Origin of the sequence: Alcanivorax sp. 24 (assembly GCF_004360225.1) — a bacterium.
Classification (GTDB): Bacteria; Pseudomonadota; Gammaproteobacteria; order Pseudomonadales; family Alcanivoracaceae; genus Alloalcanivorax; species Alloalcanivorax xiamenensis.
In genome coordinates this window covers 1-555 of record NZ_SNUA01000056.1, presented here as the reverse complement: position 1 = coordinate 555, position 555 = coordinate 1, and the positions used below count along the sequence as shown (strand labels likewise).

1 protein-coding gene is annotated in these 555 nt (G+C 44.3%); it reads right to left on the bottom strand.

The genetic code is table 11. From position 1 onward, the window contains the following. On the bottom strand, positions 1-555 hold a 555-nt coding region (locus tag E0L37_RS21605), incomplete at both ends, for a hypothetical protein (RefSeq protein ID WP_166643119.1).

Genomic DNA, 555 nt, shown 5'->3' with positions numbered 1-555 from the left:
TTATTTACCTGCTCTTTGTGGTAGTCGAAGCTATCTCCCATCTCAGAAATTAAAGCACTCCTCTTGTCACCAGATAAACCATTTAAGCCTTCATCACCAATCAAACTACCTAAAAGAACATACTGCTGCTCATCTGAAAGTTTTGAAACAATTGAGCCGATTGATGCTTTATTTGCTCCTGCGGTTGAGTTTTGAACCTCACCTGCATTTATTTGCGTCATTACTTTTGAAGCGGAGCTAGCTGTATTCCCCTCAGCTTCAAGGGCTTGAGCTTGAAGCATATTTGTATGAGCATTTGTAACAGCTTCCTGTCGGGAAACCGCCTCTTTACTTGCAACTGAGTTATCACTGCTCGATGATTGAGCCATTTTTACTGCATTCCCCCAGTTAGCTTTTATCGATTCAGAAACTTGTGCACGTTCGTCCTCTGACAATCTTTCTGAGGCGCCTACTTGCTTTTGTGATGCCGCTTTAGCTGTGATCGCTGCTTTCGCATCAGCACCTAAACCAACCCCTGCTATTGATGGAGCCCCCTTTGCTACCATGCTTGCCGAG